The following is a 26390-nucleotide window of genomic DNA, read 5'->3' on the forward strand; positions in this document are numbered from 1 at the left end:
CCGCGTGGTCGGGGTGCGCGTCGCCCTGCGGTGAAGGGCAACCCGTCGCGCTCGCCGCCGGGTGCCGCGTGCGGGCCGTCGGAGTCCGCGTCGGCGCGGTCGGCCTGCTCGTCGTGACCGGCCTGCTCGTCACGCCCGTCGTGCCCGTCGGCGGAACCGGCGGGGTCGCCGCCGGACGGCGTGCCGTCCTTCGGAGCGGCGCCCGGTTCGGCCGGCCGTGCCGTCGGCGTGCTCGTCGCCGGGGCGTCGTCGTGCTGCTCGGGGGTGAACCGCCGCTCGTCCGTCGGCTGTTCGTCGGCGGGAGTGGGGTCGGTGGCCCGGGCCGGAGGCCCCGCGTGGCGCTCGGCCGACTCGTCGTTGCCGGACTGCGGCTGCCCGCGCCCGCCGCTCTCGTCCACCGGTGTCCCCTCGTTCGAAGCGTCTCCCGCGCCTGCCGGACGGGAGGGTCTCGAGTCGATGGTATGCGTCCGTCGAGGCGCGTTCGGCCCCGGCACCCCCTGTGTTCACCGCGGCTGGGTCACTGTCAGTGGCGGGCCGTATGGTCTGGGGCATGGAGACGAGCACCGAGGGCGCGGCGCAGCCCGACAGCAGCCCTGCCGCGGCGGTGGATCCGCCGGTCCCGGCCGGGTCCGTGGAGGCGGTCATCGACACGGCAGCGGCGGACGAGACGGCGAGCGAGGCCGGGACCACCACCGAGAGCGCGCCCACCGCCGTACCGCCCGCCTCGCTGTCCCCCTCGCGTGCCAGTGACTTCATGCAGTGCCCGCTGCTGTACCGCTTCCGGGTGATCGACCGGCTGCCGGAGAAGCCGAGCGAGGCGGCGACGAGGGGCACGCTGGTGCACGCGGTCCTGGAGCGGCTCTTCGACGCCCCGGCCGCGGAGCGCACGGCGCCCCGGGCGAAGTCGCTGATCCCGGGCCAGTGGGACCGGCTGCGCGAGACCCGGCCGGAGGTCGTGGAGCTGTTCGCCGACGATCCGCAGGGTGAGCGGCTCGCGCGCTGGCTGGGCGAGGCGGAGCGGCTCGTCGAGCGCTGGTTCACCCTGGAGGACCCCAGCAGGCTGGAGCCGGCCGAGCGGGAGCTGTTCGTGGAGGCGGAGCTGGAGTCCGGGCTGCGACTGCGCGGGATCATCGACCGGGTCGACGTGGCGCCCACCGGTGAGGTCCGGATCGTCGACTACAAGACGGGCAAGGCACCCAGGCCCGAGTACTCCGAGGGTGCGCTGTTCCAGATGAAGTTCTACGCCCTCGTCGTGTGGCGGCTGAAGAACGTCGTGCCGCGCCGGCTCCAGCTGGTCTATCTCGGCAGCGGAGAGGTGCTGACGTACGACCCCGTCCTCGCCGACCTGGAGCGGGTCGAGCGCAAGCTGCTGGCGCTGTGGGAGGCGATCCGGCAGGCGACCGAGTCGGGCGACTGGCGGCCGCGCCCCACGAAGCTGTGCGGCTGGTGCGACCACCAGGCCCACTGCCCCGAGTTCGGCGGCACTCCCCCGCCGTACCCGCTGCGGATCGGGGCCCCGGAGCCCCTGCCGTCGCCGGTCGGTCCGGCAGGCCATACCGGTGAGGGCGGCTGAGTCCGGCGGCCTCGCGCAGGGCAGAATGGGGCCGGACTAGCGAAGGAGACTTACGTGGCCATCCGCGTCCTACTCGTCGACGACCAGCCGCTGCTCCGCACGGGCTTCCGGATGATCCTGGAGGCCGAGCAGGACCTCGCGGTCGTCGGCGAGGCCGGAGACGGCCTCCAGGCGCTCGACCAGGTGCGGGCCCTGCAGCCCGACGTGGTTCTGATGGACATCCGCATGCCGCGGATGGACGGTGTGGAGGCGACCCGGCAGATCACCGGCCCCGGGCGGGACGGCCCGGCGAAGGTCCTGGTGCTGACCACCTTCGACCTCGACGAGTACGTGGTGGAGGCCCTGCGCGCCGGTGCCAGCGGCTTCCTGCTGAAGGACGCCCCGGCCAACGAGCTGGTGCAGGCGATCCGGGTCGTGGCCGCGGGCGAGGCCATGCTCGCGCCCAGCATCACCAGGCGCCTGCTCGACAAGTACGCCACGCATCTGCCGTCGGGCGACGAGCCGGTGCCGGACACGCTGGACACGCTCACCGACCGCGAGGTCGAGGTGCTGAAGCTGGTGGCGCGCGGGCTGTCCAACGCCGAGATCGCCGCCGACCTGTTCGTCAGCGAGACCACCGTCAAGACGCACGTCGGGCATGTGCTCACCAAGCTGGGCCTGCGCGACCGTGTGCAGGCCGCGGTGTACGCGTACGAGAGCGGACTGGTGCGCCCCGGGGCGCAGTAGCGAGCCCCTGAGCCGGGACATGGAAGAGGGCGCCCCCTGACGAGCAGGGGGCGCCCTCTTCACGTGGATGCGTCAGGCGTCCTTGCTCAGCTCCCAGAAGCGGAACACGGTCGACGCGTCGAGGCAGTACTCCAGGCCGTAGACGCCGTCGCGGACGACCGCGTACTGCTTGGCCTGCCACACCGGCAGGACCGGCACGTCGTCGGCGACGATGTCCTGGAGCTCGCCGAACTCCTGGTCGGTGGAGGCGCGGTTGGTCGTGGCGGCGGTACGCGGGATGAGCTTTCCGGTGATGGTGCCGTTGTCGTAGTTGTTGCCCAGCACGTTGCCCTGGCCGAAGAACGGGGACGTGAAGTTGTCGGCGTCCGGGTAGTCGGGCACCCAGCCCTTCACGTAGACGCCGTACTTGCCGGCGGCGATGTCCTTCTCGTACTGGCCGAAGGGGACGGACTTGACGGTGGCGTCGAACAGGCCGCTGGCGTTGAGCTGGTCGGCGATGGCGTTCAGCTCCTGGTCGGTGGCCGGGCCGTAGCGGGACGGGGTCGACCAGAGGGTCAGCTTCACCTTGCCGGTGATGCCGTCGGCGCGCAGCGCGGCCTCGGCCTTGGACGTGGAGGGGCGGGCGCCGTAGGTGTCGAAGAAGGCCGTGTTGTGGCCCGCGATGCCGGCCGGGATGATCGAGTACAGCGGGGTCGCGGTGCCCTGGTAGACGTCCCTGATGAGGGCTTCGCGGTCCAGCAGGTGCGCGATGGCCTTGCGGACGCCGAGCTTTCCGGCGACCGGGTCGTCCATGTTGAACACCAGGTGCTGGACCTCGGCGCTGCTGCCCTCGACGACCTCGGTACCGGTGCCGTCGTCGGCCTTCTCCATGTCGGCGACGTCGCCCGCGGTGAGGCCGCGGTAGGCGATGTCGACGTCCTCGTTCTGGATGGCCTGCTTCAGGGCGGTCTGGTCGCCGTCGAAGAACTTCAGCGTCACGCCCTTGTTCTTCACCTTGGCGGTGCCCTTGTAGTTCTCGTTGACGGAGAAGACGGCCTGGCCGTCGTCGAACGAGTCGAGCTTGTAGGGGCCGGAGCCGACGGCCTGGCCGTCCTTGCGCAGCTTGCCCGCGTCGTACTCCTTGTGGTCGACGATGGAGCCTGCGCCGGAGGCGATCTTGCTGGGGAAGGTGGCGTCGGACGTGTTGAGGTGGAAGACGACCGTCTTCTCGTCCGGGGTCTCGACCTCGTCCAGCGTGGGGAACATGACCGCGGGCCCGTCGGGGTCGTTGATCTTCAGCGTGCGGTCGAAGGAGAACTTGACGTCCTTCGAGGTGAGCGCGTCACCGTTGCTGAACTTGAGGCCGTCCTTCAGCGTGCACCTGTAGACGGAGCTCTGCGTGTCGGTGAAGGCGCAGCTCTCCGCTGCCTCGGGCTGGGGTTCCGTGGCGCCCTTGGGGAAGCTGAGCAGCGACTGGAAGACGTTGTTGAACAACAGCCAGGAGCCGGGGTCGTAGCCGGAGGCCGGATCCGTGGCCAGGACGTCGTCGGACATCCCCACCACCACGTTGGATCCCTCCCCCGCGGAGTCCCCGCTCTCCGTGCCACAGCCGGTCAGCAGGCCGGAGGCGAGGCCCGCCACGATGGGCAGTACCGGCCACTGGTTGCGTATGTTCACGTGTGTGCCTTGTCGTCGGTTCTCGAGAACACCCGGAGCATGTCCCTGGCTCCGGGGCACGGTCCCCCGGGACCGCGGTCAGGGGCCCGGGGTTCCATCGGGTCCGTCAGCCACTCACACCGCGGCCGAGCTCCCACAGCTGGAGCGTCGAGGCGGAGTTGAGCGCGTAGGCGGTTCCCGTGATGTCGTCGCGCGCGGCGACGTACTGCTTGCCCTGCCACAGCGGCAGCACTGGCACGTCAGCGGCGACGATGTCCTGAATGTCCGTCAGGCTGGTGGAGGCGGACAGCCGGTCCGCCTCACGACGGGACTCGGGGATCAGGGTGTTCCGGATCTGGCTGTTGTCGTACGGCGAGCCAAGGGTGTTGTCCTTGTCGAGGAACGGCGCGAGGAAGTTGTCGGCGTCCGGGAAGTCGGGGAACCAGCCCATGCCGTACACGTCGTACTCGCCCTTCTTCTCGGCTGGGCGGAAGGTGTCCCACGGCGTGCCCTTGATGCTCACGTCGAACAGGCCGCTGGAGTTCAGCTGGCCGCGCAGGACCTCGAACTCCTCCTTGGTGGCCGGACCGTAGTGGTCGGTCGTGTAGTGCAGCGTCAGCTTCACCGGGGTGGTGATGTTCGCCTGGTTCAGCAGGGCACGGGCCTTGGTGACGTTCGGGTCGCCGTACTGGTTGAAGAACGAGTTGGAGTGGCCGGTGACGCTGGCCGGGACCAGCGAGTACAGCGGCTCGGCCTGGGAGCCGTAGACCTTGGAGACCAGCTCGCTGCGGTTGACGACCTGGGCCATCGCCCGGCGCACGGCCTTGGACTTCACGGTCGGAGCGTCGGTGTTGAAGCCCAGGTAGCGGATTTCCAGGCCGGGCATCTCGACGAGGTCGACGCCGGTGTCCGCGTCGCCCGAGAGCTTGCGGATCTGCTCGGGGGACATGGTGCGGGTCATCAGGTCGACGTCGCCCTCGTCCAGCGCCGCGCTCATCTCGTCGGCGTCCTTGTAGGAGACGATGTCGACCTTGTCGTTGTTCACCTTCAGGCTCCCCTTGTAGTGGGGGTTCCGGGTGAACTCGGCCTTGACCAGCTCGTTGTCCTCGACGTCGGCCTTGAGGGTGTACGGGCCGGAGCCGTCGAGGTCGAACCCGTCGCGCAGCCTGTTCTTCGGGTACTCGTCGGGGTCGACGATGCCGGCGACCGGGGTCGACAGCTTGTACGGGAAGGTGGCGTCGGCGGTCTTGAGGTGGAAGATGACGTCGCGGTCACCCTCCGTCTCCACGGTGTCGATGGTGGACAGCAGCGCGAAGACCCCGCTGTCGGCCTTGAGGGAGAGCGCGCGGTCGATGGAGTACTTGACGTCGGCCGCGGTGACGGGGTCGCCGTTCGCGAACTTCAGGCCGTCGCGCAGGGTGCAGGCGTAGCGCTCGTTGCCGGTGTCGGTGAATCCGCAGCGCTCGGCGGCCTCCGGTACGGGCTCGCCCTCGCCGCGCGGCTGGATCATCAGGGTCTGCACGGTCTGACGCAGGATGTTCCAGGTGCCGACGTCGTAGGCGTACGCCGGGTCGAGGGGCGCGGGGGCGTCCTTCGAGGCGGTGAACCGGTCCGTGGTGCCGGCGACGATCGCGCTGCCGTCGTCGCTCCCGCTGTCGGACCCGCCGCAGGCGGCGAGCACCGGCGCGAGCAGGCCGATCACGGCCGGCAGCACCAAAGTCTTGCGGTTCATGCTCGAGTTTCTCCAGAGCTGTCTACTCCGTGTACCCGGCATGCAGGGGTGGCGCAAGCGGATCACGGGGGTGGGGCGATGTTCTCGCATCGAGATTAGTCCGCGCCCGCAGGAGGGTTCGCAGCCATCGGAGTTGAGGGCCCATCACGCTGCGGAACCAGGCGCGGACACACCGAAAACCCGATGGCGGAAGCTTTGGTACAGCGTTCCACCAATCGGGACACAAGGACACGTCAGAGGCCTCCCGAAGCACACGCCGGAGCCGTTGTCGACCCCGGACCGCGTGGGGAACGTCACACCACAAACGGGTTCCGGAGTACGGTAATTCGACCGCCCGGAGAGGGTCGAATTCATCTACGAAATTGTCGTCCAAACTCCACTGCACGCTGGGTGAACAGCTAGCGCATTTCCGTCATCAGACCGTGCAGAAATGTCAGGTCGACCTCTTCGAGTGAGGTGACGACCGTACGGCGCAGGGCCGGGGTGATGGGAGCCACGGAGGGCACCGCCACGACGTGGCAGCCCGCTGCCTCGGCGGCGGCGACCCCGGTCGCGGTGTCCTCGATGACGGCGCACCGGGCCGGGTCCGCGCCGAGTCCGGCGGCGGCGAACAGGTACGGGTCGGGGTGCGGCTTGGTGCGTGGCACCTCGTCACCGGCCACCGTCAGGCCGAAGTGGTGCGCACCCAGTGACTTCAGCACCCGGTCGATGATGCGCCGGTGCGAGGCGGAGACCAGTGCCGTGGGGATCTCGTACTCGTACAGCTCGGCCAGCAACCGGTCGGCGCCCGGCATCAACGGCAGGGCACGGCCGATACGGTCCTCGAAGCCGTCGTTCAGGAGCACCGTGAGCTCTTCGAGGGGGATGTCGGCGCCGGTGGCCTCGATGAGGAATCCCGCGCTGCGGGTCATGGGGCCGCCGACCACGACGTGGCGCCAGGACTCGTCGAGCGTGTGGCCGAGGGAGGCGAAGACCTCGACCTCGACGTCCCACCAGAAGCCCTCCGTGTCCACCAGGGTGCCGTCCATGTCGAGGAGCACCGCCTGCAGGGCGGAGCCCTCGGCCGTTGGGGTATCCCCTGCCCGAGCGGAGCCGAGAGCTTGGGGAAGGGTTCCGAGCGCGGGGACCGTACTGGTCATCCACGTACCTCCTTGAGGGACGTTCAGGCCGGCTCCCATGAAGGGAACCGGCCTGCGGTGGACCGACCAGTCTACGTCGTGCGCGGAAGAAGTGCCTCTTTTTGGCCCGTGGTGGTCCCGTGGTGCCCCGGGGGGCCGCTCAGCGGGCGTTGAAGTACTTCGCCTCCGGGTGGTGGATGACGATGGCGTCCGTGGACTGCTCGGGGTGGAGCTGGAACTCCTCGGACAGGTGTACGCCGATGCGCTCCGGCTGGAGCAGGTCGGCGATCTTGGCGCGGTCCTCCAGGTTCGGGCAGGCGCCGTAGCCGAGGGAGAAGCGGGCACCCCGGTACTTCAGCTCGAACATGCCCTGCATCTCGTCCGGGTCCTCGCCCGCGTAGCCGAGCTCGGAGCGCACGCGCGCGTGCCAGTACTCGGCGAGGGCTTCGGCCAGTTGCACGGACAGGCCGTGCAGTTCGAGGTAGTCGCGGTAGGCGTTGGCCTCGAACATGCGGGCGGTCTCCTCGCCGATGCGCGAGCCGACGGTGACGACCTGGAGGCCCACCACGTCCCTCTCGCCGGACTCCTCGGGGCGGAAGAAGTCGGCCAGGCACAGCCGGCGGCCCCGGCGCTGGCGCGGGAAGGTGAAGCGGGTGCGCTCGTTGCCCTGCTCGTCCAGGATGATCAGGTCGTCGTCCTTGGAGACACACGGGAAGTAGCCGTAGACCACGGCCGCCTCCAGCAGGTTCTCTGTCTGGAGCCGGTCCAGCAGTCCGCGCAGCCGGGGCCGGCCCTCGCTCTCGACGAGTTCCTCGTAGGAGGGGCCCTCGCCGGTGCGGGACTGCTTCAGACCCCACTGGCCCTTGAACAGGGCGCCCTCGTCCAGCCAGCTCGCGTACTCCTTGAGCTGGATACCCTTGATCACGCGGGTGCCGCTGAAGGGCGGCTCGGGGACGGGGTTGTCGGTGGCGACGTCGGAACGCACGTGCCCCTCCTCGGGGCGCTCCTGCACGGCGGCCGGGGCGGTGGCCCGGACGCGGCGCTGCTTCAGCTCGGGCAGCTTGGCGCCGGGCACGCCCCGCTTGACGCCGATCAGGGCGTCCATCAGGCGCAGCCCCTCGAAGGCGTCGCGGGCGTAGCGGACCTCGCCCTGGTAGATCTCGTGCAGGTCCTGCTCGACGTAGGCCCGGGTCAGGGCGGCGCCGCCCAGGATGACCGGGAAGTTCGCCGCCAGGCCGCGCTGGTTCAGCTCCTCCAGGTTCTCCTTCATGATCACAGTGGACTTGACCAGGAGGCCGGACATGCCGATGACGTCGGCCCTGTGCTCCTCGGCGGCCTCCAGGATCGCGGAGACCGGCTGCTTGATGCCCAGGTTGACGACGTTGTAGCCGTTGTTGGACAGGATGATGTCGACGAGGTTCTTGCCGATGTCGTGCACGTCGCCGCGCACGGTGGCCAGCACGATGGTGCCCTTGCCGGCCTCGTCGGACTTCTCCATGTGCGGCTCCAGGTGGGCCACGGCCGTCTTCATGACCTCCGCGGACTGGAGCACGAACGGCAGCTGCATCTGGCCGGAGCCGAACAGCTCACCGACGACCTTCATGCCCTCCAGCAGGGTCTCGTTGACGATGTCGAGCGCGGGCCGCTCCTGGAGCGCCTCGTCCAGGTCCGCCTCCAGGCCGTTCTTCTCGCCGTCGATGATGCGCCGCTTCAAACGCTCCTCCAGCGGCAGGGCCGCCAGCTCCTCGGCCTTGCCGGCCTTGAGGGACTTGGCGGTGGCGCCCTCGAAGAGCTGCATGAGCTTCTGGAGCGGGTCGTAGCCCTCGGCACGGCGGTCGTAGATGAGGTCCAGAGCCGTCTGGACCTCCTCCTCGCTGAAGCGCGCGATCGGCAGGATCTTGCTGGCATGCACGATCGCCGAGTCCAGGCCCGCCTTGACGCACTCGTCGAGGAAGACGGAGTTCAGCAGGATGCGGGCGGCCGGGTTGAGGCCGAAGGAGATGTTGGACAGGCCGAGGGTGGTCTGCACCTTGGGGTGGCGCCGCTTCAGCTCGCGGATGCCCTCGATGGTGGCGATGCCGTCCTTGCGGGACTCCTCCTGGCCCGTGCAGATGGTGAAGGTCAGACAGTCGACGAGGATGTCCTCCTCGTGGATGCCCCAGTTGCCGGTGAGGTCGTCGATGAGCCGTTCGGCGATCTCGACCTTCTTCTCGGCGGTGCGGGCCTGGCCCTCCTCGTCGATGGTGAGCGCGATGAGGGCGGCGCCGTGTTCCTTGGCGAGGGCGGTGACCTTGGCGAAGCGGGACTCCGGACCGTCGCCGTCCTCATAGTTCACCGAGTTGATCACCGCGCGGCCGCCGAGCTTCTCCAGGCCGGCCTGGATGACGTCGACCTCGGTGGAGTCCAGCACGATCGGCAGAGTGGAGGCGGTGGCGAAACGGCCCGCCAGCTCCTCCATGTCGGCGACGCCGTCGCGGCCGACGTAGTCCACGCACAGGTCGAGCATGTGCGCGCCCTCGCGAATCTGCTCGCGGGCCAACTCCACACAGTCGTCCCAACGGGCGTCCAGCATGGCCTCGCGGAACTTCTTCGAGCCGTTGGCGTTGGTGCGCTCGCCGATGGCCAGGTAGGAGGTGTCCTGCCGAAACGGCACCGACTGATAGAGCGAGGCGGCACCCGGCTCGGGCTCAGGACTGCGCTCGCTCGGGGTGACGCCCCGCACCCGCTCCACCAACTGGCGCAGGTGCTCGGGAGTGGTGCCGCAGCAGCCACCGACCAGGGACAGACCGTAGTCCTGGACGAAGGTCTGCTGGGCGTCGGCCAAGCCCTCGGCGTCGAGCGGGAAGTGGGCGCCGTCCTTGGTGAGGATCGGCAGACCGGCGTTCGGCATGCACAGCAGCGGGATGCGCGAGTGGCGCGTCAGATAGCGCAGGTGCTCGCTCATCTCGGCGGGGCCGGTGGAGCAATTCAGGCCGATCATGTCGATGCCGAGGGGCTCCAGCGCGGTCAGCGCCGCGCCGATCTCGGAGCCGAGCAGCATGGTGCCGGTGGTCTCGAAGGCCATCGAGCACAGCAGGGGCACCTCGACGCCGGTGGCCTCCATGGCCCGGCGGGCACCCAGGACGGACGCCTTCGTCTGGAGCAGGTCCTGCGTGGTCTCCACGAGCAGCGCGTCCGCGCCGCCCGCGAGCAGGCCCTCGGCGTTGGCCTGGTAGCCGTCGCGGATGGTGCTGTAGGTGACGTGACCGAGCGTGGGCAGCTTGGTGCCGGGACCGACCGAGCCGAGCACCCAGCGGGGCCGGCCGTCGCCGGCGGCGTACTCGTCGGCCACCTCGCGGGCGATCCGGGCACCCGCCTCGGACAGCTCGTGCACCCGGTCGGCGATCTCGTACTCCGCCGCGGCCGTGTGGTTGGCGCCGAAGGTGTTGGTCTCGACGCAGTCGACGCCCACCGCGAAGTACGCGTCGTGGACGGAACGGACGATGTCGGGCCGGGTCAGGTTCAGGATCTCGTTGCAGCCCTCGAGATTCTGGAAGTCCTCCAGCGTCGGGTCCTGGGCCTGGAGCATGGTGCCCATGGCACCGTCGGCCACCACCACGCGGGCGGCCAGGGCCTCTCGGAGGGCGGACACACGGGTCCGGCTGTCGGCGGAAGGGGTCGGTGGCAACGAGGCCATGTAAGGGCTCCCTCAAATGCGACGGCTGTCGGCTATGCGGCTCCCCGGACACCCAGGAGCGATCCCCCGGGGGAAGGGCGCACGGCGCCAGCCTAACCGGGAGTCGCCCGGGATGTGCAGGGCGTCCACGGGGCGGACGGCGCAGGCGGGAAACACCGCCACGGACCTGCCACGGCACCGGAACGGCGGACCCTCCGATGCAACACATTTCGGCCCGTTGGCGCAACAAATGGTGACCCGCCATTAGCGAGAGGTCGACATCGACCGGTAGTGTTCGACATTGCCGAACGAGGGCTGCGGACGCCGCTGGTCGGCGTTCGAAGGGGACGGAGGCAGTACGGCGATGGCACGGAACATCCAGTCGCTCGAACGGGCGGCCGCGATGCTGCGGCTGCTCGCGGGAGGCGAGCGGCGGCTCGGACTGTCGGACATCGCCTCGTCGCTGGGCCTGGCCAAGGGCACCGCCCACGGCATACTGCGCACCCTCCAGCAGGAGGGGTTCGTGGAGCAGGACGACGCCTCCGGCCGCTACCAGCTGGGCGCCGAGCTGCTCCGCCTCGGCACCACCTACCTCGACGTGCACGAGTTGCGGGCGCGTGCCCTGGTGTGGGCCGACGACCTGGCCCGCTCCAGCGGCGAGAGCGTCTACCTGGGCGTCCTGCACCAGCAGGGCGTACTGATCGTGCACCACGTCTTCCGGCCCGACGACAGCCGGCAGGTCCTCGAGATCGGGGCCATGCAGCCGCTGCACTCCACGGCGCTGGGCAAGGTGCTGTCCGCCTACGACCCCGTGGCACACAGCGAGGCCCTGGAGGCCGACCGCAAGGCGTTCACCGACCGGACCGTATGCGAGCCGGAGGACTTTGAACGCATCCTCGACGTCACCCGCGCGCGGGGTTACGCGGCGGACGTCGAGGAGACCTGGGAGGGCGTCGCCTCCCTGGCCGCCCCCATCCACGACCGGCGGCGCATGCCGGTCGGCTCGGTCGGCATCACCGGCGCCGTGGAGCGGCTGTGCCGGTCCGACGAGGAGGGCGCGCTGCGCCCCGAGCTGATCGCGGCGGTACGGGACTGCGCCCGCGCGGTGTCGCGGGACCTGGGCGCCGGCCGGTTCTGACGGCACACACCGGCACATGCCGAGGACCGGGACGTCGTACGGCGTCCCGGTCCTCGGCATGTTCGCGCCGGCATGTCCGCGTTCACCTGCGGCGAAGATCATCGAGCGGCGGCGATCAGTAACGATCAGGTTTTCGAGTTCACAGCCCTTGACGTGCTCGTAACGCCGAAGCAAGACTCCCGTCCATCGGTCGACATTGTCGAACAGCTACCGGCAATAAGCGCTAGAGTGTGACAGCCAGGCCGGTATCGAACTTCCCTGGACGTAAGACAAAGGAGTCGCGGGTGTCCAGCTCCGACATCTTCATCGGCGAGACCATCGGTACCGCCATACTCATCCTCCTCGGCGGCGGCGTCTGCGCCGCCGTCACGCTGAAGGCTTCCAAGGCCCGCAACGCCGGCTGGCTCGCCATCACCTTCGGGTGGGGCTTCGCGGTGCTCACGGCGGTCTACACCTCGGCGCCGCTCTCCGGCGCCCATCTGAACCCGGCCGTGACGCTGGCCATCGCCATCAAGGACGGCGACTGGAAGAACGTCCCGGTCTACTGGGCCGGACAGATCCTCGGCGCCATGATCGGTGCCGCTCTGGTCTGGATCGCTTACTACGGTCAGTTCCACGCGCACCTCACCGACCGCGAGATCGTCGGCGGTCCGGGTGCTCAGGACACCACGGCCAAGGCCGTCGAGGCCCAGGAGAAGGGCGCCGGCCCCGTGCTGGGCGTCTTCTCCACCGGCCCCGAGGTCCGCGTCGCCTGGCAGAACGTCGCCACGGAGGTCATCGGCACCGTCGTGCTGGTGCTCGCCGTGCTCACCCAGGGCCTGAACGACAAGGGCAACGGCCTCGGCACCCTGGGCGCGCTGATCACCGCCTTCGTGGTGGTGTCCATCGGCCTCTCCCTCGGCGGCCCGACGGGCTACGCGATCAACCCGGCCCGTGACCTCGGTCCGCGCATCGTGCACGCCCTCCTGCCCCTGCCCAACAAGGGCGGCTCCGACTGGGGCTACGCCTGGGTCCCCGTGGTCGGTCCGCTGCTCGGCGGCGCCATCGCGGCGGGCATCTACAACGTCGCGTTCGCCTAGGAGCGACAGGAGCGATCCTCGCGCCCGACGCGAAACTTCCAGCACGCGCCGTACGTAAAGCCCCTTAAACCCGGAATGACCAGGAGCACACAGTGACCGACGCGCACACCGCCGGCCCCTTCATCGCCGCCATTGACCAGGGCACCACCTCCAGCCGCTGCATCGTCTTCGACCGGGACGGCCGGATCGTCTCCGTCGACCAGAAGGAGCACGAGCAGATCTTCCCGAAGCCGGGCTGGGTCGAGCACGACGCCAACGAGATCTGGACCAACGTCCAGGAGGTCGTCGCCGGAGCCATCCAGAAGGCCGGCATCACCCGCGACGACATCAAGGCCATCGGCATCACCAACCAGCGCGAGACGACCGTGCTGTGGGACAAGAACACCGGTGAGCCCGTCCACAACGCCATCGTCTGGCAGGACACCCGCACCGACGCCCTCTGTCGCGAGCTCGGCCGCAACGTCGGCCAGGACCGCTTCCGCCGCGAGACGGGCCTGCCGCTCGCCTCCTACTTCGCCGGCCCCAAGGCCCGCTGGCTGCTCGACAACGTCGACGGTCTGAAGGAGCGCGCCGAGGCGGGCGACATCCTCTTCGGCACCATGGACACCTGGGTCATCTGGAACCTGACCGGTGGTGTCAACGGCGGCAAGCACGTCACCGACGTCACCAACGCCTCCCGCACCATGCTCATGAACCTGCACACCATGCAGTGGGACGAGAAGATCTGCGAGTCCATCGGCGTCCCGCCGCAGGTCCTGCCCGAGATCCGCTCCTCCGCCGAGGTCTACGGCGAGATCACGGGCGGCAAGCTGGGCGACCTGCTCGGCGGCATCCCGGTCGCCTCCGCGCTCGGCGACCAGCAGGCGGCCCTGTTCGGCCAGACCTGCTTCTCCGAGGGTGAGACCAAGTCGACGTACGGCACCGGCACCTTCATGGTGATGAACACCGGTGACAAGATCATCAACTCCTACAGCGGCCTGCTGACCACCGTCGGCTACAAGATCGGCGAGCAGGACACGGTCTACGCCCTGGAGGGCTCGATCGCCGTCACCGGCTCGCTGGTGCAGTGGATGCGCGACCAGATGGGTCTGATCTCCACCGCCGCCGAGATCGAGACGCTCGCGCTGTCGGTGGAGGACAACGGCGGTGCCTACTTCGTGCCGGCCTTCTCCGGCCTGTTCGCCCCGTACTGGCGCTCCGACGCCCGCGGTGTGATCGCCGGCCTGACCCGGTACGTCACCAAGGCGCACCTGGCGCGTGCCGTGCTGGAGGCGACCGCCTGGCAGACCCGGGAGATCGCCGACGCCATGACGAAGGACTCCGGCGTCGAGCTGGCCGCCCTGAAGGTCGACGGCGGCATGACCTCCAACAACCTGCTGATGCAGACCCTCGCCGACTTCGTGGACGCCCCCGTGGTGCGCCCGATGGTCGCCGAGACCACCTGCCTCGGCGCCGCCTACGCCGCCGGCCTCGCCGTCGGCTTCTGGAACAGCACCGACGACCTGCGCGCCAACTGGCGCCGGGCCGCCGAGTGGACCCCCCGCATGGACGCGGACACCCGCGCCCGTGAGTACAAGAACTGGCTCAAGGCCGTCGAGCGGACCATGGGCTGGCTCGAGGACGAGGAGTAAGAAACAGCATGACCAGTCAGTCCACCCTGCAGTCCGTGCCTGCCCTGGGGACGCACCCGGCCTCCGGCTCGAACCCGAGCCGAGCCGAGACCAGGGAGCAGCTCGCCAAGGCGTCGTACGACCTTCTCGTGATCGGCGGCGGCATCCTGGGCATCTCCACCGCCTGGCACGCCGCGCAGTCCGGCCTCAGGGTGGCTCTGGTCGACGCCGGCGACTTCGCCGGTGCCACCTCATCCGCCTCCTCCAAGCTGCTCCACGGCGGTCTGCGCTACCTGCAGACCGGCGCGGTGAAGCTGGTGGCGGAGAACCACTTCGAGCGCCGTGCGGTCTCCCGCCAGGTGGCCCCCCACCTGGCGAACCCGCTCACGTTCTACCTCCCCGTCTACAAGGGCGGGCCGCACGGCGCGGCGAAGCTCGGGGCGGGCGTCTTCGCCTACTCCGCGCTGTCGGCCTTCGGTGACGGCGTCGGGCACCTGCTCTCGCCGGCCAAGGCCGCCCAGGACGTGCCCGAGCTGCGCACCGAGAACCTCAAGGCCGTGGCCGTGTACGGCGACGACCAGATGAACGACGCGCGCATGGCTCTGATGACGGTCCGCGCGGCCGTCGAGGCGGGTGCCGTCGTCCTCAACCACGCCGAGGTGACGGGCATGCGCTTCACGCAGGGCCGGGTCACGGGCGCCGAGCTCAAGGACCGTCTCTCCGGCGACGAGTTCGGCGTCAACGCCCGGCTCGTGCTGAACGCGACCGGCCCCTGGGTCGACCACCTGCGGAAGATGGAGGACCCGAACGCGGCGCCGTCCATCCGCCTGTCCAAGGGCGCCCACCTGGTCCTGAAGCGCACCTCCCCCTGGAAGGCCGCGCTCGCCACGCCCATCGACAAGTACCGCATCACCTTCGCCCTCCCCTGGGAGGACATGCTGCTCCTCGGCACCACCGACGAGGAGTTCGAGGGCGATCCGGCGGACGTCTCGGTCACCGACCAGGACATATCCCAGATCCTCGACGAGGCCGCCTTCTCCGTCCGCGACCAGCAGCTGGACCGCGACCTCATCACCTACGCCTTCGCGGGCCTGCGGGTGCTGCCGGGCGGCCCCGGCGACACCGCCAAGGCCAAGCGCGAGACGGTCGTGACCGAGGGCAAGGGCGGCATGCTGTCCGTCGCGGGCGGCAAGTGGACCACCTTCCGCCACATCGGCCGTACGGTGATGCAGAAGCTGGAGTCGCTGCCGGGCCACCCCCTGGGCGACGACTTCGAGCCGATCAGCTCGCTGCCGAAGAAGCTGCCGCTGCCCGGCATCGCCAACCCGCGCGCGGTCGCCCACCGGCTGCTCACCGACCGCCCGGCGCCCGGCCCGCGCATGGCGGCCGACACCGCCAAGCACCTGGCCACGCACTACGGCTCGCTGGCCTTCGACATCGCCCGGCTGGCCAACGAGAACCCGGAACTGGCCGCACGCGTCCACCCGGACGCCCCGGAGATCTGGGCGCAGGTCGTCTGGGCCCGGGACCACGAGTGGGCCGAGACGCAGGACGACGTGCTGCGCCGCCGGACGACGCTGACGATCCGCGGCCTGGCCACGGACGACGTCCGCGCCAAGGTCCAGGACCTGCTCGACAAGAAGTAGGGCAGTACGCGGGCCCCAGGGGCCCGTCCCGAGGGGGCGGTTCCACGCCGACGGAGCCGCCCCCTCCGCGTGCTCCTCCCCGCATAATGACGTGATACGTCGGAGGTCTTAAGCGACAGGAGGCCGGCCATGGCAGTCACCGACGAGGCGATCGAGAAGATCAAGGGCATGATCGTCTCCGGCGCGCTGCGGCCGGGCGACCGGCTGCCCAAGGAGAGCGAACTCGCCGCCGACCTCGGCCTGTCCCGCAACTCCCTGCGGGAGGCCGTACGTGCGTTGTCCCTCATCCGGATCCTGGACGTGCGGCAGGGCGACGGCACGTACGTGACCAGTCTCGACCCGCAACTCCTGCTGGAGGCGATGAGTTTCGTCGTGGACTTCCACCGCGACGACACGGTCCTGGAGTTCCTGGCCGTACGCCGCATCCTGGAGCCGGCCGCGACGGCCATGGCAGCCCTGCGGATCAGTGAGCAGCAACTGGACGCGCTCACGGCCCAGCTGGACAAGCTCGGCGAGGCCCCGTCCGTCGAGGACCTCGTCGCCTGCGACCTGGAGTTCCACCGGGGCATCGTGCAGAGCTCGGGCAACTCCGTGCTGTGCTCGCTGCTCGACGGGCTCTCGGGGCCGACCACCCGGGCCAGGATCTGGCGCGGCCTCACCCAGGAGGACGCCGTCGGCCGCACCCTGCGCGAGCACCGGGCGATCCTCGCCGCACTGCGCGACCGGGACGCCGAGGCGGCGCGCTCGTGGGCGACGGTGCACATCGCGAGCGTCGAGCAGTGGCTGCGCTCCACTCTGTGACCCGGGCCTCACTCACCGCTCGGATGAATCCGGGGTGTTCAGGGGTGGTTCGCGGGGCAGTGATGGGGTCACTCCCCCTGCGAGGGGGCTGCGGGCGCCGCCTTGGCACGCCGTAAGGTTGGGGCGTACGCGAGGGTACGTCGGAAGGAGGCACTGGGTGATCGAGCTCGAGGGGGTTCCCGAGCTGGTCGACCCGGTCATGGTGGCCGCGTTCGAGGGCTGGAACGATGCCGGCGACGCCGCCTCCACCGCGGTCGCGCATCTGGACAGGGAGTGGAAGGGCGAAGTGTTCGCGGCGCTGGACGCCGAGGACTACTACGACTTCCAGGTGAACCGCCCCACGGTGTTCATGGAAGCGGGCGTCCGCAAGATCACGTGGCCGACGACAAGGTTGTCGGTGGTCCGGGTCGGCGGTGAGAAGCCGCGCGATCTGGTTCTCGTCCGGGGCATCGAACCGTCCATGCGGTGGCGTTCGTTCTGCAACGAACTGCTCGGCTTCGCGCACGAACTGGGTGTGGAGCTGGTGGTCGTCCTCGGCGCCCTGCTGGGCGACACCCCGCACACCCGCCCGGTTCCGATCAGCGGGACGACGTCCGACGCCGACCTGGCCCGCCGGATGGACCTGGAGGAGACCAAGTACGAGGGCCCCACGGGCATCGTCGGCGTCCTCCAGGAGGCGTGCACGCACGCGGGTGTGCCGGCCGTCTCGCTGTGGGCGGCGGTGCCGCACTACGTGTCGCAGCCGCCGAACCCGAAGGCCACGCTGGCCCTCCTGAACCGCTTGGAGGACCTGATCGACGTGCGCATCCCGCTGGGCGAGCTGCCCGAGGACGCGCGGGCCTGGCAGGTCGGCGTGGACCAGCTGGCCGCGGAGGACAGCGAGGTCGCCGAGTACGTCCAGTCGCTGGAGGAGGCCCGGGACACCGCCGAGCTGCCCGAGGCGTCCGGCGAGGCGATCGCCCGCGAGTTCGAGCGCTACCTGCGGCGCCGGGACGGCGGCGGCCCGCCCGCGTCCGGCGGACACGCCACGGCGGACGGCAGCGACAGCACCTCCTACCTGCGGGACAACCCCAGCGGCCGCACCCGCCCGCCGAAGCCGCCCAAGCCGAGCGGCACGGACGACGACGAGTCGTCGGAGGACTGAGCCGCGGGGCGCAGGAGCGCCCCAGCCCGCCCCGGGACGCCCGGGCCGTCCACGCGTCCGGCGGGGCGAACACCGACCCGGCCAAGGGACGAGCACGCCACCGCGACACCGGGGACCGACTCACAACCCCGTCCGCCCCGGGGCGCCCGGGCCGACACCGACATCCGGCGAACGCCGCCCGGACCGAGAGACAAGCACGCCGCCCCGGCGCCGGGAACCGACTCCCGACCCCGTCCGCCGCGGGACGCCCCGGCCGTCGACGGTGTCCGCAGACACCGGGCAGGCCGAGAAGGGGCCCGCCACCGCAACACCGGAAGCCGACTCCCGACCCCATCCACCCCGGGACGCCCCGACCGTCGACGGTGTCCGCAGACACCGGGCAGGCCGAGGGGGGAGCCCCGGCGCCGAGACGCGCCTGGCCGTCGGGGAGGCCCGCGCAGGGCGAGGGGTAGGGCAGGTCGCCGGAGCCCGTGCGGGCTGCCGCAACCGCCGCACCGTCGGCACGCCAGAGGGGCGTCTCCCGACCGGGAGACGCCCCTCTGCCTGTTCTCGGCTACAGAGCCACGCCCAGCAGCGCGTCCACCGTGCGGGAGACGACGCCCGGCGCGCCCGTGTCCGTGCCGCCGCTCTTCTCCTGGAGCGCTGCCCAGCGGTCGACCGCGGCGAGCGCGGCCGGGGCGTCCAGGTCGTTCGCGAGGGCCTCGCGGATCTCCTCCACGAGCGCCTCGGCCGGCGGCCCGTCGGGCCGGGACACGGCGGCCCGCCAGCGGCCGAGCCGGTCGACGGCGTCCTGGAGGACCTGGTCGGTCCACTCCCAGTCGGCGCGGTAGTGGTGGGCGAGCAGCGCGAGCCGGATGGCGGCCGGGTCGACGCCGTCGTACCGCAGCTTGGAGACGAAGACCAGGTTGCCCTTGGACTTGGACATCTTCTCGCCGTCGAGGGCGACCATGCCGGCGTGCACGTACGCCTTGGCCATGGGGAACTCGCCGGTGAGGGCCTGGGCGTGCGAGGCGCCCATCTCGTGGTGCGGGAAGGCGAGGTCGGAGCCGCCGCCCTGGATGTCGAAGCCCATGCCGAGGTGGTCGAGGGCGATGGCCACGCACTCGATGTGCCAGCCCGGCCGTCCGCGCCCGAGCGACCCCCCGTCCCAGCTGGGCTCGCCCTCGCGGGCCGCCATCCACAGCATCGGGTCGAGCGGGTTCTTCTTGCCCGGCCGGTCCGGGTCGCCGCCGCGCTCGGCGGACAGCAGCCGCATCGCCGCGGCATCGAGGTTCGAGACCTTGCCGAAGTGCGGGTCGGACTCGACGGAGAAGTAGACATCGCCTTCGAGTTCGTACGCCGCGCCCAGGTCCCGCAGCCGCTCGACGAGCGGGACGATCCCGGGTATCGCCTCGACGGCGCCTATGTACTGCCGCGGCGGCAGCATGCGCAGGGCCGTCATGTCCTCGCGGAAGAGGGCCGTCTCCTGCTCGGCGAGCGCGGCCCAGTCGAGGCCGTCGCGCTGCGCCCGCTCCAGGAGCGGGTCGTCGACGTCGGTGACGTTCTGGACGTAGTGAACCTGCCGCTTGGTGTCGAGCCACACGCGCTGCACGAGGTCGAACGCGTTGTAGGTCGCCGCGTGCCCCAGGTGGGTGGCGTCGTACGGGGTGATGCCGCAGACGTAGATACGGGCGACGGGACCGGGGTCGAGGGTGACGAGGCCGCCGGTCGCGGTGTCGTGGATCCTCAGGTCGCGGCCCTGACCAGGCAGGGCGGGGACCTCGGAAGCGGGCCAGGCATGCATGACCTGAGCCTAACCGGACTGAAGTTCCCTATACGAATGGGAGCGGCCCGGACGGCCGAGAAGGCGCTCTTGCGGGAGCGCGCCGTATGTGCTGCTACACGGGTGGCCAGGGAATCGCCGGCCATTCCCCGCCCGGCTCCGGATGCTTCCCCGAGGCGAGCAGAGCTCCGACCCGCTCGCGTGTGGCCTCGATCTCGGCACCGGTGATCAGCGGTTCGAGCCGCGCGGCGAGAGCCCCGCCCTCGGCCAGGTCCTTCCTGAGGCCTTCGAGGACGCCGGCCGCCTCCGGGGTGAGGGGCTCCCCCGCCCACCCCCACAGCAGGGTCCGCAGCTTGTTCTCGACGTTGAAGGTCACCCCGTGGTCGATGCCGTACAGCCGGCCCTCGCCCGTGGGCAGCAGGTGCCCGCCCTTGCGGTCGGCGTTGTTGAGCACGGCGTCGAGCACCGCGAGCCGCCGCAGCCGCTCGTCGTCGGCGTGCACGAGCAGCGCGGTACGTCCCTCGCCGACCTCGGCGAAGCCGATCGCCTTCCAGCCCGGCTCCGGCTCCTCCCCGTCGACCAGGGCGAGCAGCTCCTGGTCGGGCACCGCCTCGACCCACAGCTGGCACATGCCCTCTCCGTAGGGGCCGTCCCGCAGCACGGTGGCGGGGACCAGGCCCCAGCCGGTCGCCTCGGAGACCTCGTACGCGGCGACCTCGCGCTGGGCGAGCGTCCCGTCGGGGAAGTCCCACAGGGGTCGCTCACCGGCGACCGGCTTGTAGATGCAGGCCGCTTCCCCGCCGTCGTACGACACCGTGCAGTACAGGGCCGCGTTGGACGCCTCGCGGATCCGTCCGCGCACGGTGAGTTCGCCCCGGGCGAGCAGCTCGGCGGGGTCCGGAGGAGGTGTCACGCTCCGCGGCGGTATCCGTTCTGGCGCGGACATACGTGTCCTTCCGGGTCGAGCGGGAGACTGCACAGCGGGCACGGCGGCCGCCCCGCGTTGACGACGTCGAGGGCGCGCTTGGCGAAGGCCCTCGCCTGCGCGCCGGTGAGCCGGACCCGCAGCATCGGGGGCCCGTTCTCCTCGTCCTGGAGGAGCCGTTCCTCGGCCTCGGCGAGGTCCTCCTCGGACTCGGCGTCGAGTTCGACGAGCGCCTGCGCCTCGACGATCATGAGCTGCTCGTCGCCGTCCCAGGCGAGCGCCATGGTGCCGACCCGGAACTCCTCCTCGATGGGGGTGTCCAGCGGGGCGGTGTCATGGACTTCCGACGGTGCCACGGCGGGGACGGAAGCGCTGCCGCCGCTGCGGCGCACCACCTCGTCGAGCAGTTCTTCCATGCGTTCGGCGAGCGCTGCGACCTGGGTCTTCTCCAGGGCCACGCTGGTCACCCGGGTGCCGGCGGAAGCCTGGAGGAAGAACGAACGGCGTCCGGGCAGTCCGACCGTACCGGCCACGAAACGCTCCGGATGGTCGTAGAGGAACACCTGACGGGACACGTCCTGTCTCCATTGGAATCGTGGGAACCGTGTGACCACGGCACTGCTGCGACCGCTTCACCCTACTGCGGCGGACGATCACGGTGCGCCCGCACCACCCCCGACTTGGGCTTCGTCGCCCGGCGGTTCCTCGCGCGGCACCAGGGACGTGAAGTTCCCGGTGTCGCCGAGGCGGACGAGAAACGGCCGCAGTCGTGTGTAGCGGATCGCGGTGATGGAACACGGTTCAACGGAAATCCGCTGGAAGAGGTCCAGATGAAGTCCGAGTGCGTCGGCGACGAGAGACTTGATGATGTCGCCGTGCGAGCACATGAGGTAGACGGCGTCGGCGCCGTGGTCGCGCTCCACGCGCGCGTTCCACTCGCGTACGGCCTCGGCGGCGCGCGTCTGCATCGCCCGCATGGACTCCCCGCCGGGGAACGCCGCGGCGGACGGGTGCGCCTGCACCACCTCCATCAGGGGCTCGTCCTTGAGCTCGGCGAGCTTGCGTCCGGACCAGTCGCCGTAGTGGCACTCGCCGATGCGCTCGTCGGTGTGGTGGGTCAGTTCCGGCCGGGCCCGGAGCAGGGGCCGGATCGTCTCCTGGCAGCGCTGGAGCGGACTGGTGACGATCTCGGCGAGGGGCAGTTCGGCCAGCCGCCCGGGCAGTGCGGCGGCCTGCTCGGCGCCGCGCCCGTCGAGGGCCACGCCGGGTGTCCAGCCGGCGAGCAGTCCCTCGGTGTTGGCGGTGGAACGTCCGTGCCGGACCAGGATCAACGTGGGCATGCGGTCCAGCGTAGGCGCACGCGCGCGTGCGGTGTCGTTCGAGTGACGGGAGACTCTTTTCGTGATCGTCGACTGTGCCATCTACCGCGACGGACACCGGTCGGAGGGGCCCGAGGACTTCTCCGAAGCCCTGGACGAGGCCCGCGCTGCGGGCGGTTTCGTGTGGATCGGGCTGCACGAGCCCACAGAACGTGAATTCGAGCATGTCACCCGGGAGTTCGGGCTGCACCCGCTGGCCGTCGAGGACGCCCTCAAGGCCCACCAGCGGCCCAAGCTGGAGGTGTACGACGACTCGCTCTTCGTGGTGCTGAAGCCGGTGGCGTACGAGCCGCAGAGCGACGCCGTCTCCACCGGCGAGATCATGATCTTCCTGGGCGACTCGTTCGTGGTGACCGTCCGGCACGGCGAGGGCGCCCCGCTCAAGGCCGTACGGAGCCGGCTGGAGCAGGAACCGGAGCTGCTGGGCAAAGGGCCGACCTCCGTGCTGTACGCGGTCGCCGACGCGACCGTCGACCACTACCTGGAGGTGGCGACCGAGTTGCAGACCGACCTGGAGGAGCTGGAGGCGGAGGTCTTCTCACCGGACGGCGGCGGATCGCGGAACACCGCGTCCCGGATCTACACCTTCAAGCGGCAGGTCCTGGAGTTCCGCCGGGCGACCGGGCCGCTGGCCCTGCCGATGAGCCGGCTGGCGGGGACGGCCCCGTACGGCGTCGCGGTGCCGTTCGTGGACGACCGGGCCCGGCCGTTCTTCCGCGACGTCAGCGACCACCTCACGCGCGTGAACGAGTCCGTGGAGAACCTGGACCGGCTGGTGTCCGACATCCTGTCGGCGCATCTGGCGCAGATGAGTGTCCGGCAGAACGACGACATGCGGAAGATCTCCGCGTGGGCGGCCATGGCCGCGATCCCCACGATGTTCGCGGGGATCTACGGCATGAACTTCGATCACATGCCCGAGCTGCACTGGGTCTGGTCCTATCCGGCGCTGATCGTCCTGATGGCCGTCCTGGAGATGATGGTCTTCCGGCTGTTCAAGCGCCGCGGGTGGCTGTAGACGGGCCGGGTCAGGCGAACTCGGGTTCCGCGGACGCGGGTCCGCCGAGGGCGTTGCGGCGCTCGGGCGTCTTCAGCGACACCATCCGGCGCCAGCCGCCCAGCCGTTCGTAGGCGTACATCGCGTGGATGCCCGCCGCGAGCACCGCCGACTTGGCCCTGGACCAGCCGAGGATGCGGCCCATGTTCGCCATGACCGCGAGGCTGACGTCCCGGTAGATCCGGATCTCGGCCAGCGCGCACTCACGCAGGGTCCGCTGGATGACCCGGCCGTGGCCCGCGTACGCGAAGCGCAGCAGCTCCTCGTGGCAGTAGGCGAGGTGGTTGTCCTCGTCGTTGGAGATCTGTTTGACCGCGCGGCCGATGTCGGGGTGGTCCGCGAAGTGCTTGCGGAGCAGTTCCATCTGCTCCGAGGCACGCTGTTCGGTGACCCTGCTGTGTGAGAGGTAGGTGACGATGTCCCCGACCGTGAGCCGCTCGTCGCGTTTCAGCTGCTCGTGGGCGAGGCCGATGCCGTTCTTCTCCAGCAGCATGGTGTAGTCGGTCTCCGGCGGGACCGGGACGGGGTCCAGGCCGCGCTTCTTGAGCAGGGCGTTGAAGATCCGGCCGTGCTTGTCCTCGTCGGCGCCGTGCCGGGTGATCTTGGGGGCGAGTTCGCGTTCGCTCTCGGGGACGAGCGCGGCGATACGCGCGTTCTCCCAGCCGCCCTGGGACTCGCCGCTCGCGGCGATGGAGCAGAACAGGGCGAAGGACTCGTCGTCGGCGAGGATCTCCTGGAACAGACTCTTGGCCGAAAGCATCGTGGGCACCTCGTTCCCGCGCGCGTGCGCGTACCGCCAGGATTCCGCGGATTTCCGCAGGTTCCGCGAAGAACGAGTCAAGTGCGGGGTGAGGGGTGCTGCAACAGGTGTGCCGGTCAACTCCGCCAAATGGAGGACGTGGGGGGAGCTGTGCTCGGCGCACCGAGGGCGGTACGGCGTAACCGCCGGGGGTCCGACGCGTTGTTCCGCGTGACGGCCGTGGCGGGGAAGACCCCCGAGCCCCCACCACGGCCGCTGAAACCTCAGGCGAGTCCGGCGCGCTCCAGGGCCTGCGTACCGGCGCGCAGGGAGGCGAGCCGCTCCTCCAGAGTGAAGCCCGCCGGCGCGAGGGACAGGGTGGTGACCCCGGCCGCGGCGTAGGCCTTCATCCGGTCCGCGATGCGGTCCACGGAACCGAGCAGCGTCGTCTTGTCGATGAGGTCGTGCGGTACGGCGGCCGCGGCGCCCTGCTTGTCGCCGGAGAGGTACTTGGTCTGGATCTCGGCGGCCTCCTGCTCGTACCCCATGCGCCGGGCGAGCTGGTTGTAGAAGTTCTGCTTGGGGCTGCCCATGCCGCCGACGTACAGCGCGGTGTAGGGACGGAAGGTGTCGGCCAGCGTGGCCACGTCCTTGTCGTCACCCACGGCGAGCGGCAGGGTCGGGCAGACGTCGAACCCGTCGAGGGTCTTGCCGGCCTTCTCGCGCCCGGCGCGCAGGTACCTGATCGCGGTGTCCTCGAGGTGGTCGGCGGAGGGGAAGATCAGCAGGGCGCCGTCGGCGATCTCACCGGTCTGCTCCAGGTTCTTCGGGCCGATCGCGGCGATGTAGAGCGGGATGTGCTCGCGCTGCGGGTGCACGGTCAGCTTGATGGGCTTGCCCGGGCCGCCGGGGAGGGGGAGGGTCCAGTGCTCGCCCTCGTAGGACAGGCGCTCGCGGGTCATGGCCTTGCGGACGATCTCGACGTACTCGCGGGTGCGGGCGAGCGGCTTGTCGAACTTGACGCCGTACCAGCCCTCGGAGACCTGCGGGCCGGAGACGCCGAGGCCGAGGCGGAAGCGGCCGCCGGACAGGGAGTCGAGGGTGGCGGCCGTCATGGCGGTCATGGCGGGCTGGCGGGCCGGGATCTGGAAGATGGCGGAGCCGACGTCGATCCGTTCCGTCTGGGCGGCGACCCAGCTCAGGACGGTGGCGGCGTCGGACCCGTAGGCCTCGGCGGCCCAGCAGACGGCGTATCCGAGCCGGTCGGCCTCCTGGGCGACGGCCAGATTGTCCGCGTCCATTCCGGCACCCCAGTAGCCGAGGTTGATGCCGAGCTGCATGCCGAATCCCCTTACTGATCAGTAACGTGCCTTGTGCGGAGACCATAGCGCGAGGGCCGGGGGATGACGCAGAGTCGTTGCACACGGCTCCTCACACGGAAGGCTCTGGCCAGTAATCTCGGCGTTCATGGAGCAGAGGCATCTCGGCCGCACCGGCCTGCGTGTGTCCCGGATCGGGCTCGGCACCCTGACCTGGGGACGGGACACCGACGAGCACGACGCCGCGGACCTGATGAAGACGTTCTGGGAAGCGGGCGGGACCCTCGTCGACACCGCGGACGTGTACGGCGACGGAGAGGCCGAGTACCTGATCGGCAGGCTCATGGACGGCCTGGTGCCCCGCCGGGACCTGGTCATCTCGACCAAGGCCGGCAGCGTGCCGGACCCCGACCGCCGCTTCGACGCCTCCCGCGGCCATCTGCTCTCCGCGCTGGACGCCTCGCTCTCCCGGCTCGGCACCGACTACGTCGACCTCTGGCACGTGCACACCTTCGACCCGGACACCCCGCTGGAGGAGACCCTCCAGGCCCTCGACCTCGCGGTCGCCAGCGGCCGTGCCCGCTACGCCGCCGTCTCCAACTTCTGCGGCTGGCAGCTGGCCAAGGCCGCGACCTGGCAGCTGGCGGCTCCCGGGAGGACCCGGCTGGCCGGGACGCAGCTCGAGTACTCCCTGCTCCAGCGCGGCGTCGAACGCGAGGTGCTGCCGGCCGCGCTGGACTTCGGCATCGGACTGCTGCCGTCCTCGCCGCTCGGGCGTGGCGTGCTGACCGGCAAGTACCGGGGCGACGCGACGCCACCGGACTCGCGCGGCGCCTCGGAGCACCTCGCGCCGTTCGTCGCGCCGTACCTCGACGACACGGCGAGCCGCATCGTGGACGCCGTGACCACCGCGGCCGACGGTCTCGCGGTGACGCCGCTCCAGGTGGCCCTGGCCTGGGTCCGCGACCGGCCGGGCGTGGCCGCGCCGGTCGTCGGCGCGCGCAACGCGCTGCAGCTCACGGCGGCATTGTCAGTGGAGACCCTTAGTCTTCCTGACGAGATCTGCCGGGCGCTCGACGACGTGTCGGCGCCTGTGCACCGCTATCCCGATCACGACTGGAGCACGCTGTGAGCACGGAGCCGGAGACCACGGAGGACGCCGAGCCGGGGACGCCGACCGGTGGTGCGGAGACCGAGGGGACCCAGGGGGACGCGGCCGACTCGGGTCAGGTGTCCGAGGCCGAGGCCGAGCTGCGGGCGCAGCAGGTCGAGCGGGAGCGCATCGAACAGCGGAAGGCCGAGAAGAGCGAGCCGATCGAGAGCGGCGGCAAGCTGAGCGGCCAGGCCGCCGA

Annotated in this window: 20 protein-coding genes and 2 pseudogenes; 11 read left to right on the forward strand and 11 right to left on the reverse strand. The window is 70.4% G+C overall.

What is annotated here, in order from left to right; genetic code table 11:
- Positions 1-398: pseudogene (locus tag SSQG_RS07510) on the reverse strand (hypothetical protein); the annotation flags it as partial.
- Positions 399-550: 152 nt separating this feature from the next.
- On the opposite strand from SSQG_RS07510, the gene SSQG_RS07515 reads away from it, so the two are divergent.
- A complete protein-coding gene (locus SSQG_RS07515) occupies positions 551-1573 on the forward strand; it encodes a RecB family exonuclease (protein ID WP_039932114.1) in 1023 nt (340 codons plus the stop codon).
- A gap of 54 nt (positions 1574-1627) precedes the next feature.
- Positions 1628-2299 carry a response regulator gene (locus tag SSQG_RS07520; RefSeq protein ID WP_003989129.1) on the forward strand — a complete coding sequence of 224 codons (672 nt, stop codon included), beginning with the start codon at positions 1628-1630 and terminating at the stop codon, positions 2297-2299.
- Positions 2300-2371: 72 nt separating this feature from the next.
- On the opposite strand, the gene SSQG_RS07525 is transcribed toward SSQG_RS07520, so the two are convergent.
- The 4 genes from SSQG_RS07525 to metH form a co-directional block, all read right to left on the reverse strand.
- Positions 2372-3955 (reverse strand): ABC transporter substrate-binding protein, encoded by a 1584-nt coding sequence (locus tag SSQG_RS07525; protein WP_003989130.1) that lies wholly within the window; start codon positions 3953-3955, stop codon positions 2372-2374.
- 106 nt (positions 3956-4061) lie between these two features.
- Positions 4062-5666, reverse strand: a complete 1605-nt coding sequence (locus SSQG_RS07530) for an ABC transporter substrate-binding protein (protein WP_003989131.1) — start codon at positions 5664-5666, stop codon at positions 4062-4064.
- A gap of 398 nt (positions 5667-6064) precedes the next feature.
- Entirely contained in the window at positions 6065-6805 is a 741-nt protein-coding gene (locus SSQG_RS07535) for an HAD family hydrolase (RefSeq protein ID WP_003989132.1), read from the reverse strand.
- Positions 6806-6944: 139 nt separating this feature from the next.
- The gene (gene metH / locus SSQG_RS07540; protein WP_003989133.1) at positions 6945-10460 is read right to left on the reverse strand and encodes a methionine synthase; all 3516 of its coding nucleotides are present in this window, start codon (positions 10458-10460) and stop codon (positions 6945-6947) included.
- A gap of 343 nt (positions 10461-10803) precedes the next feature.
- Between metH and SSQG_RS07545 the strand changes: the two genes are divergently transcribed.
- The 6 genes from SSQG_RS07545 (at position 10804) to SSQG_RS07570 (ending at position 17857) form a co-directional block, all read left to right on the forward strand.
- On the forward strand, positions 10804-11577 hold the full coding sequence (locus SSQG_RS07545; protein ID WP_003989134.1) for an IclR family transcriptional regulator: 774 nt from the start codon (positions 10804-10806) through the stop codon (positions 11575-11577).
- Positions 11578-11861: 284 nt separating this feature from the next.
- Positions 11862-12656 carry an MIP/aquaporin family protein gene (locus SSQG_RS07550; protein ID WP_003989135.1) on the forward strand — a complete coding sequence of 265 codons (795 nt, stop codon included), beginning with the start codon at positions 11862-11864 and terminating at the stop codon, positions 12654-12656.
- Positions 12657-12748: 92 nt separating this feature from the next.
- Positions 12749-14287: a glycerol kinase GlpK gene (gene glpK, locus SSQG_RS07555; RefSeq protein ID WP_003989136.1), complete on the forward strand. Its 1539-nt coding sequence runs from the start codon at positions 12749-12751 to the stop codon at positions 14285-14287.
- Between the two features lie 8 nt (positions 14288-14295).
- Positions 14296-15912, forward strand: coding sequence for a glycerol-3-phosphate dehydrogenase/oxidase (locus tag SSQG_RS07560; RefSeq protein WP_003989137.1), 1617 nt, complete (start codon positions 14296-14298; stop codon positions 15910-15912).
- A 129-nt stretch (positions 15913-16041) separates the two neighbouring features.
- Positions 16042-16713 carry a FadR/GntR family transcriptional regulator gene (locus SSQG_RS07565; RefSeq protein WP_003989138.1) on the forward strand — a complete coding sequence of 224 codons (672 nt, stop codon included), beginning with the start codon at positions 16042-16044 and terminating at the stop codon, positions 16711-16713.
- 157 nt (positions 16714-16870) lie between these two features.
- Positions 16871-17857 carry a PAC2 family protein gene (locus tag SSQG_RS07570; RefSeq protein WP_039932115.1) on the forward strand — a complete coding sequence of 329 codons (987 nt, stop codon included), beginning with the start codon at positions 16871-16873 and terminating at the stop codon, positions 17855-17857.
- Between the two features lie 553 nt (positions 17858-18410).
- Here SSQG_RS07570 and mshC read toward each other — a convergent pair.
- The 4 genes from mshC to SSQG_RS07590 form a co-directional block, all read right to left on the reverse strand.
- Positions 18411-19640, reverse strand: a complete 1230-nt coding sequence (gene mshC / locus SSQG_RS07575; protein ID WP_003989140.1) for a cysteine--1-D-myo-inosityl 2-amino-2-deoxy-alpha-D-glucopyranoside ligase — start codon at positions 19638-19640, stop codon at positions 18411-18413.
- Between the two features lie 94 nt (positions 19641-19734).
- A complete protein-coding gene (locus tag SSQG_RS07580) occupies positions 19735-20565 on the reverse strand; it encodes an SCO1664 family protein (protein ID WP_208865623.1) in 831 nt (276 codons plus the stop codon).
- Positions 20529-21119, reverse strand: a complete 591-nt coding sequence (locus SSQG_RS07585; RefSeq protein WP_003989142.1) for a DUF3090 domain-containing protein — start codon at positions 21117-21119, stop codon at positions 20529-20531. The genes SSQG_RS07580 and SSQG_RS07585 overlap by 37 nt, the downstream gene beginning before the upstream one ends.
- Positions 21120-21197: 78 nt before the next feature.
- Positions 21198-21884: a histidine phosphatase family protein gene (locus SSQG_RS07590; protein ID WP_003989143.1), complete on the reverse strand. Its 687-nt coding sequence runs from the start codon at positions 21882-21884 to the stop codon at positions 21198-21200.
- Positions 21885-21945: 61 nt separating this feature from the next.
- Between SSQG_RS07590 and corA the strand changes: the two genes are divergently transcribed.
- Complete coding sequence (gene corA / locus SSQG_RS07595) at positions 21946-22941, forward strand: magnesium/cobalt transporter CorA (protein ID WP_003989144.1); 996 nt, start codon at positions 21946-21948, stop codon at positions 22939-22941.
- Positions 22942-22951: 10 nt separating this feature from the next.
- On the opposite strand, the gene SSQG_RS07600 is transcribed toward corA, so the two are convergent.
- On the reverse strand, positions 22952-23740 hold the full coding sequence (locus SSQG_RS07600) for a hypothetical protein (RefSeq protein ID WP_003989145.1): 789 nt from the start codon (positions 23738-23740) through the stop codon (positions 22952-22954).
- Between the two features lie 263 nt (positions 23741-24003).
- Positions 24004-25059 (reverse strand): LLM class F420-dependent oxidoreductase, encoded by a 1056-nt coding sequence (locus SSQG_RS07605; protein ID WP_003989146.1) that lies wholly within the window; start codon positions 25057-25059, stop codon positions 24004-24006.
- Positions 25060-25186: 127 nt separating this feature from the next.
- Between SSQG_RS07605 and SSQG_RS07610 the strand changes: the two genes are divergently transcribed.
- A complete protein-coding gene (locus SSQG_RS07610) occupies positions 25187-26170 on the forward strand; it encodes an aldo/keto reductase (RefSeq protein ID WP_003989147.1) in 984 nt (327 codons plus the stop codon).
- A pseudogene (locus tag SSQG_RS07615) lies at positions 26167-26390 on the forward strand (DNA helicase RecD); the annotation flags it as partial. The gene SSQG_RS07610 and the pseudogene SSQG_RS07615, both read left to right, overlap by 4 nt.

Source organism: Streptomyces viridochromogenes DSM 40736 (assembly GCF_000158955.1).
In the GTDB taxonomy this organism is placed as follows: Bacteria; Actinomycetota; Actinomycetes; order Streptomycetales; family Streptomycetaceae; genus Streptomyces; species Streptomyces venetus.